Below are 8,112 nucleotides of genomic sequence, written 5' to 3'. Positions count from 1 at the left end.
CAGATTTCCCGTCTACTCCGTTGGTTCCATTCGTTCCCGCAGCTCCAGTGTCTCCTTTTAATGAAGTGATAAAGTCGGCTTCAGTTCCACTGTTTCCAGCGTCTAACCAAACTTGATACGCAGATTTTCCGTCTACTCCATTCGTTCCTGCAGCTCCAGTGTCTCCTTTTAATGAAGTGATAAAATCGGCTTCGGTACCACTGTTTCCAGCATCCAACCAAACTTGATAGGCTGATTTTCCGTCTGATCCATTGGTTCCATTCGTTCCTGCAACCCCAGTGTCTCCTTTTAATGAAGTAATAAAGTCGGCTTCGGTACCACTGTTTCCAGCATCCAACCAAACTTGATACGCAGATTTCCCGTCTACTCCGTTGGTTCCATTCGTTCCCGCAGCTCCAGTGTCTCCTTTTAATGAAGTGATAAAATCGGCTTCAGTTCCGCTGTTTCCAGCGTCTAACCAAACTTGATAGACTGATTTTCCGTCTGCCCCATTGGTTCCATTCGTTCCCGCAGCTCCTGTATCTCCTTTTAATGAAGTGATAAAATCGGCTTCAGTTCCACTGTTTCCAGCGTCTAACCAAACTTGATACGCAGATTTTCCGTCTACTCCATTCGTTCCCGCAGCTCCAGTGTTTCCTTTTAATGAAGTGATAAAATCGGCTTCGGTTCCACTGTTTCCAGCATCTAACCAAACTTGATAGGCTGATTTTCCGTCTGGTCCTGACGATGCAACTGAACTCCATAAACTACCATCAGAGCTATAAACATCTCCGGAATTAGTATCTACATATAAAACTCCTGTAACAGGATCTACAGAGTTATTAATAGGTGATCCTATACCAGTTAATAACTCATTCTCTTGCAAAAGAGATGATAAATCGACTGATTTAGAACTTGCATTTTCCAACTCAAGAGTAAGAATATTAGAGCTATTTAAGAAGAATTTTTCTATTTGTTGATTATCTACTTGTGTAGTAATCAGGTTTGAGACCGTGGTTATATCTACTAATTGTTCCCATAGCACTCCATTCCAATAATAAAATCCTTTTCCAGAATTTTTATTAGTGTTATAAACTAATAAACTTTCTTTAATTGTATTATTATTTACTGGTAATGATGTACTTAAATCATTAATATTTAATCTAGGTATTAATAAGCCTCTGGAATCTGATTTAATATCTAACTGAGCAGATAGACTAGGTGTTAAGGTTCCAATGCCTACTTGAGCAATAGTAGCTGTGCTTAAAACTAAAAGTACGAGGGTAGCTAATTTTTTCATTATTTACTTTGTTTGGGTGGGACTTCTTGATTATCATGTATAATATTTTATTAAATTGACTTTATTTTTTCTTAAGTATGATTAAATGCTTTTACTAGCACTGTATTAATAGTTAAAAGATGACACCTGTAAAAAAAACACTTAAAGTAAACTGATTTACAATACTCTAACCTCTTACAATTTAATAAAAAAAAATAATTTAGGTAAATATTACTTTTACTCTTTTTAATTATCAGGTAAATTTCCCTTAAGAAATAACTCTTTTGAATAAAGAAATAATTGAACTTTTAAGTAGTTTGATAATTATAAAAATAGAAGTATTAAACAACAAAAAAGCCTTACTAAAACCAGCAAGGCTTATTGTGATCTCGACAGGAATAAACTTAAAAAATTTAAAAAAACTTAAATACACGTAAATCACTGTTTATTTGACACTTAATAAAACAAACAATCATAAACAACTATAAAAAACCTAAACAAATAACTTTTTTCTTACCCTTTTTCTTACCCTTTTTCTTACCCTTTTAATATATTTAAGGCAAAATTGAAACTATGTTTTTTTACCTTAAAGAACCGAAAGCCACAAAACAGACTCCTATTATTATTCAATACAATGTTAAAAGCGAAAAGAAAATTTTCAAATATGCTACTGGTGAAAAAATAGAGCCTGAAAATTGGGACTCCAACATACGCTTACCTGTAAAAAAAAGAGGAAACTCTGGAACTAAACTTCACAAAATTACCACCCAATTAATGAGATATGATGACTTCTTAATGAAGTTAATTGATCATTGCGAAATAAACAACAAGATTGTAACACGTGAGTTTTTAAAAAATGAGTTTGATAAACATTTCAAAAACAAGAAGTCGATTGAAAACCATAGACACATTTATTTAACTGATTTTATTGATGACTTTATTGAAAAAGCACCTACCCTTACTAACCGTATAACAAAAAGAAAATATGACAATGTAAAAATAAAACACTACAAGAAGTCTTACAATCGATTAATAGAATTTGAAAAGCACTCTAAAAAACGCCTAGAAATAGAAAACGTTAAACTTCCTGATTATGATAAATTAGTTGACTTTTTAACAATAACTAAAAAATACTCAATAAATACAGCAGGCGATCATATAAAAAATTTAAAAGTCTTTCTTAATAAAGCAAAAGAATACAATTATAATATACACCATGATATTACAAAGTTTACCACACTAACCGAAAAAACAAAAGCAGTATACTTAAATGAAGAAGAAATACAAATTTTACTTGAACATGATTTTTCTGACAATTTAAGACTACAAAACTGCCGTGATTTAGCAATTATAGGTCTTTGGACTGGTTTAAGAGTATCAGATTTTTTAAATCTTCCTGACATTGACCCTAAAAATGATTTTATTGAAGTACAACCCAAAAAAACTGCAAAAACATCAGGAATTAAAGTAGTAATTCCGCTACATCATCAAATAAAAGAAGTTATTAACAAAAGAGGAATGCCACATAGAATTTCAGATGTAAAATTCAATAAATACATTAAAGAAATTTGTAAAATTGTCGGTTTTGATGAAGAAATTGAAGGCAGCTTAAAAGTAAAAAATGATTCAGGAGATTGGAGAAAACAATCTGGCTTATACCCAAAGCATAAACTTATCAGCTCACATACTTGCAGACGATCTTTTGCCACCAACTTATATAAAATGAATTTCCCAACTCTTTCTATCATGCAAATTACTGGTCATACTACCGAAAAGAGTTTTTTAACCTATATCAAAGTAACACCAGAAGAACACGCACAAAAGCTTTTAAGATACTGGAAAGAATATTACGAAGAAAAAAACAAAGCTTCCGAAAAATAACAATTTTTCTATTTTACTTTGCCCTAAGCGCCCTAAAATCTATAACTACTTAAAAAGAGTAAACAATATTAAATATTTTATTAAAAAAGTAGCCCTTAAAAAGCCCTAAACCAACCCTGAGTTTATAAACTTTCACTACTTTTATAGACTTTAAAAAGAAAACACGTACATGCCAACACTTAACTGGATAGGAAAAGAAAAAGTAATAAACCATCACCAAGATGTACCTTATAAAATACTAGAGCCACAATACACCTTTAGTAATGGTAAAGAAGATAAAAACACGACTTCTGATAACAAAATAATACATGGCGATAACCTAGAAGCCTTAAAAAGTTTACTACCAGAATATGAAGGCAAAATAAAATGCATTTATATAGACCCACCATATAACACAGGAAATGAAGGTTGGGTGTATAATGATAATGTAAACCACCCAAAACTTAAAAAATGGTTAGGGCAAGTAGTAGGCAAAGAAAGTGAAGATTTATCAAGGCATGACAAGTGGCTCTGTATGATGTATCCAAGATTAAAACTGCTACATAAGTTATTGGCTGATAATGGACTAATATTCATTTCAATTGATGAAAATGAAATACACAATTTAAGGCTCTTATGTAATGAATTATTTGCAGAAAGTAATTTTAGAGGTTGTATAAGTAGAGCTACAGGGACACCTACAGGTCAAGGTAATTTAAGAGTAGCTAATGAAATTGATTATATCTTAATTTATTCTAAATCATCAAATTCTGAGATTTTAGGGTTACCATTTACAGAAGAGGATAAGAAAATATATAATAAATCAGATAAAAGAGGTCTTTACTTGACAAGAACTTTAAGAAAAACTGGTGGTGAGGACAGAAGAGAAGATAGACCTAATATGTATTTTCCAATTTTGAGTCCAAAAGGTGAAGAAGTATTTCCTATTGGTCCTACTGGATATGAAAGTAGATGGAGATGTTCCAATGAAACTTATTTGCAATTAGAAGAAGATGGTATGATTGAATGGACTAAAAACAAAAACGGGGATTTATTACCATACCTTAAATTTTATCTTGAAGGAAGAACTAAACAAGTTGGTAATTTATGGACAGGAATTGAAGGAAATAAAAAAGCATCAACAGATGTAAAGAGTATATTTAAGAATAAAGTATTTGATACACCAAAACCAATTGAATTAGTTTCAAGATGCATTCAAATTTCAACTAAAGACAATGATATAATACTAGATTCTTTTGCAGGTTCAGGAACTACTGCTCATGCTGTTTTGAACCTTAATAAAGAAGATGGTGGTAATAGAAAATTCATTTTAGTAGAAATGGAAGACTATGCTAATACCATTACTGCTGAAAGAGTAAAAAGAGTAATAAATGGTTATGGAGAAGGCTCTAAAGCTATTGAAGGTACAGGAGGAGATTTTACTTACTATGAGTTAGGAGAGTCTTTATTTTTAGATAATGGCTTTTTAAATGAAGCCATTTCCTTAGATAAAATACTAGAGTATGTTTGGTACAGTGAAGCTAAAACACCTTTTGTAAAACCTAAAGAAGACTACTTATTAGGTGCTAAAAATGATACAGCTTATTATTTCTATTACCAAAAAGATAGCTTAACCACATTAGATGAAAGTTTTTTAAGGTCTATTAAAACTAAAGCTAGTCAATATATCATTTATGCAGACAACTGCTTATTAGACCAAAGCATTATGGATAAGTATAATATTGTGTTTAAAAAGATACCAAGAGATATAACTAGATTTTAATAAGACAATATGTTAGCATTCTTTATTCTATTAGTCATTTTTCTATTCTGCCTATTTGTATGGGGCAATCATCTTTCTGTAAATGAAGCAAAGAGAAAAAAGGTTAAAGAATTAAAAGAGTTACAAGAAAATAAATCAAGAGATAAGAAATGGAATTAAAACCATACCAACATAAAGTAATAAAAGATTTAGAGCATTTTTTGTCTTATGTACAAAAAGAGGCAACTCCTGCTAAAGCTTTTAATAAATACTGGGAAGATAAATTAGGGATGCCTTATACACCACAGTTAGATGGTTCTTTTGAAGGTATGAAGCCTTATAAAGATAATATACCTAATGCTGTACACATAGCTATAAAAGTACCAACTGCTGGTGGTAAAACATTTATTGCATGTAATGCTATTCATACTATAAACAAGCATTTTTATCAAGGTAATGCAAAAGCAGTAGTTTGGTTAGTACCTTGGTCTAATTTGTTGCAACAAACTGTAAAAAACTTATCTAATCCTAACCACCCATATAGAGAAAAACTAAATAGTTTATTTGGCAACAGAGTTGAAGTTTATGAAAAAGACCAGTTACTACAAGGAGCTAATTTTAACCCTACTTCTGTAACAGAACAGCTAAACATTTTTGTATTTAACTTTAGTAGTTTACGCATAAACTCAAGAAAGAAAGATGACAGAAAAGTGTTTCAAGAAAATGGGGCATTAGAATCTTTTAGAAATACAATTGTAGATAAAGACCTTGTGTTACCTGATACAGATGAAACTGCTTTAATAAATGTTATAAGAAGCCTCAACCCTATTGTTATTGTAGATGAGAGTCATAATGCAGAAAGCGATTTAAGTGTAGAGATGCTAAATAACTTAAATCCCTCTTTAGTACTAGACCTTACTGCTACACCTAAAGAAAACAGTAATATTATCTCTTTTGTAAATGCCTTAGCTCTTAAAAAAGAACACATGGTTAAGCTACCTGTAGTAGTGTATAACCATCATAAAAAAGAGGAAGTCATCACAAGTGCTTTACATCTACAAAGACAACTAGAACTATTGGCTATTGAAGAAGAAAAAGCTACAGGAAAATACATTAGACCAATTATATTGTTCCAAGCACAGTCTAATATTAAAGGGAAAAACAATACTACATTTCAAAAAATAAAGGAACAGTTAGTAAAACTTCAAATTCCAGAAGAACAGATAAAAATTAAAACTAGCGGTATTGATGAGCTTAAAGGTATTGACCTAATGGCTAAAGATTGTCCTGTAAAATATATAATTACAGTAAATGCTTTAAAAGAAGGTTGGGATTGCCCTAATGCCTATATACTAGCTTCACTTGCAGATAAATCTTCAGCTGTAGAAGTAGAACAAATTTTAGGAAGAGTTTTAAGACAACCTTATGTAGTTAAACACAAAGAAGCATTATTAAATATGTCTTTTGTATTAACAGCTTCATCAAAGTTTAATGAAACACTAGATAGCATTGTTAAAGGGTTACAAGAATCAGGATTTAGTAAAGATGATTATTATGCAGAAGAAGCTAAAGAAGAAGAGTTAACACCTAATGAGGTATTGACCCAAGACTTATTTGCAGAAGAACCTAAACCAGATGACTATGTACAATCTGATGAAGATTTTGATGTAGATGCAATTAAATTTAACCCTAATGAAGAGGTTACACTTGATACTATTAATCAGCAAAACACTTTAGTGTCTCATATCACAGAAAAAGCAAAAGTTGAAGGACAAACCTTTGAGCAGAAAGTTAATGATATAGAGATTGATGATACGACTTCTATTTTTACAGATATTATGAAAACTGCACCAAAAGTCTATAAGCTAGACGCTCAATTTAAAGCTATTGCCACCACTATTAAATTACCTCAATTCTTTAAAAAAGTAGAAGAAAGTGAACTGGATGGTGTTAGTTTATTTGAAGAATTAAATTCAGAAGACCAATATCTTAATAAGGTTAGTCTTTTAGATGGTTTTAAACTATCAAATTACAGTACACAAATTACTTTTGATGAACTTTCAAAAAAAATTACAGCAGTAGATTTTGATGAACACAAAAAAACGGCAACAGTAAAAAACTTCTCTAAACTTGCAAAGAGAATGTTAACAGACACAATTCTTTCAAAACCTAAAGAATCTCAAATAAATCAAATAAGTAGCATCATAGTTTCCAAATTGGGAGATATGACACCTATTTCTCAACAAGAATTACAAAAATATGTAAGTCGAGTTTTTGACAATTTATCTAGTGAACAAATCAGAGATATAGTAGATAATGACTTTATTTATGTAAAAAAAATTAAAGACAAAATCAATGAATTAACAGACACTTATGCTAAAGAGCGTTTTAAAATTCTTATAGATAGCAACAAGATTGTTGTAAAAGAAAATTTTGAGTTTCCTGAATCATTATCCTTTTTAAACCCTAGTACAACTATTAGCAAATCACTATATGATAGAGAAGCTAGTATGAACAACTATGAGCAAAAAATGATTATGGAAGTAGCTTCATTAGACAACATTGTGTTCTGGCACAGAAACCTAGAAAGAGGCAAAGGTTTTGCTTTAAATGGTTTTAGCTCTAATCATTATCCAGACTTTATACTTTACACTAAAAAAGGCAACATTATCTTATTAGAAACTAAAGGTGATGTATATGATAATGATGACAGTAGAAATAAAAATATTTTAGGTAAAACTTGGGCTGAAAAAGCTGGAGATAACTATAAATACTTTATGGTATTTGAATCTAAACAAGTTGAGAATACTTATACAGCACATAGTGTAATTGAAGTTTTAAGTGGTTTATAAATTTAAAACGCAATAAAACGCAAACTTAAGTGTAGCTTTTCGATTCAAACAACAACCTAGCATAAAGACTAAAAATAAAGGCGCAAGTAAACGCAGAGAGATTAAACGCAAGTAAGCGCAAACACATGCATAACTTTAATATTTAAACAACAACCTTTATAGACACTAAAAATAAAAATGCAAATAAACGCAACACAAAATCTATTATGATTTTATTTTATTCTATCCTTTTATTATTAAGTGTTGTTATAAAAATTGAAACGCAAACGCAAACGCAAAAATAATTTAAAGTTTAGCTTTAAATGATGATTATATCAACGTAATAAAAAACAAGAAGAAAAAACGATATTCTATTAAATATCATTAAGTTACAATAATTC

The 8,112-nt window shown here is 30.5% G+C and carries 4 protein-coding genes and 1 pseudogene; 4 read left to right on the top strand and 1 reads right to left on the bottom strand.

Features of this window, described 5'->3' with window-relative positions; translation table 11 throughout:
- Window positions 1–1,279 (bottom strand): annotated as a pseudogene (locus ABMY20_RS15500) (hypothetical protein); the annotation flags it as partial.
- 552 nt (window positions 1,280–1,831) lie between these two features.
- Here ABMY20_RS15500 and ABMY20_RS15495 point away from each other — a divergent pair.
- The 4 genes from ABMY20_RS15495 to ABMY20_RS15480 all read left to right on the top strand — a co-directional run bounded on the left by ABMY20_RS15495 (window position 1,832) and on the right by ABMY20_RS15480 (window position 7,732).
- Entirely contained in the window at window positions 1,832–3,139 is a 1,308-nt protein-coding gene (locus tag ABMY20_RS15495) for a tyrosine-type recombinase/integrase (RefSeq protein WP_349265761.1), read from the top strand.
- A 169-nt stretch (window positions 3,140–3,308) separates the two neighbouring features.
- Window positions 3,309–4,901, top strand: a complete 1,593-nt coding sequence (locus tag ABMY20_RS15490) for a site-specific DNA-methyltransferase (RefSeq protein ID WP_349265760.1) — start codon at window positions 3,309–3,311, stop codon at window positions 4,899–4,901.
- Window positions 4,902–4,910: 9 nt separating this feature from the next.
- Window positions 4,911–5,060: a hypothetical protein gene (locus ABMY20_RS15485; protein WP_349265759.1), complete on the top strand. Its 150-nt coding sequence runs from the start codon at window positions 4,911–4,913 to the stop codon at window positions 5,058–5,060.
- Window positions 5,051–7,732 (top strand): DEAD/DEAH box helicase family protein, encoded by a 2,682-nt coding sequence (locus ABMY20_RS15480; protein ID WP_349265758.1) that lies wholly within the window; start codon window positions 5,051–5,053, stop codon window positions 7,730–7,732. The genes ABMY20_RS15485 and ABMY20_RS15480 overlap by 10 nt, the downstream gene beginning before the upstream one ends.
- Window positions 7,733–8,112 lie beyond the last annotated feature (380 nt).

The organism is Tenacibaculum sp. SSH1-16 (genome assembly GCF_040104435.1).
Lineage (GTDB): Bacteria > Bacteroidota > Bacteroidia > Flavobacteriales > Flavobacteriaceae > Polaribacter > Polaribacter mesophilus.
Note: the sequence above shows the minus strand (reverse complement) of the source record. Positions and strands in the feature narration are given on the sequence as shown.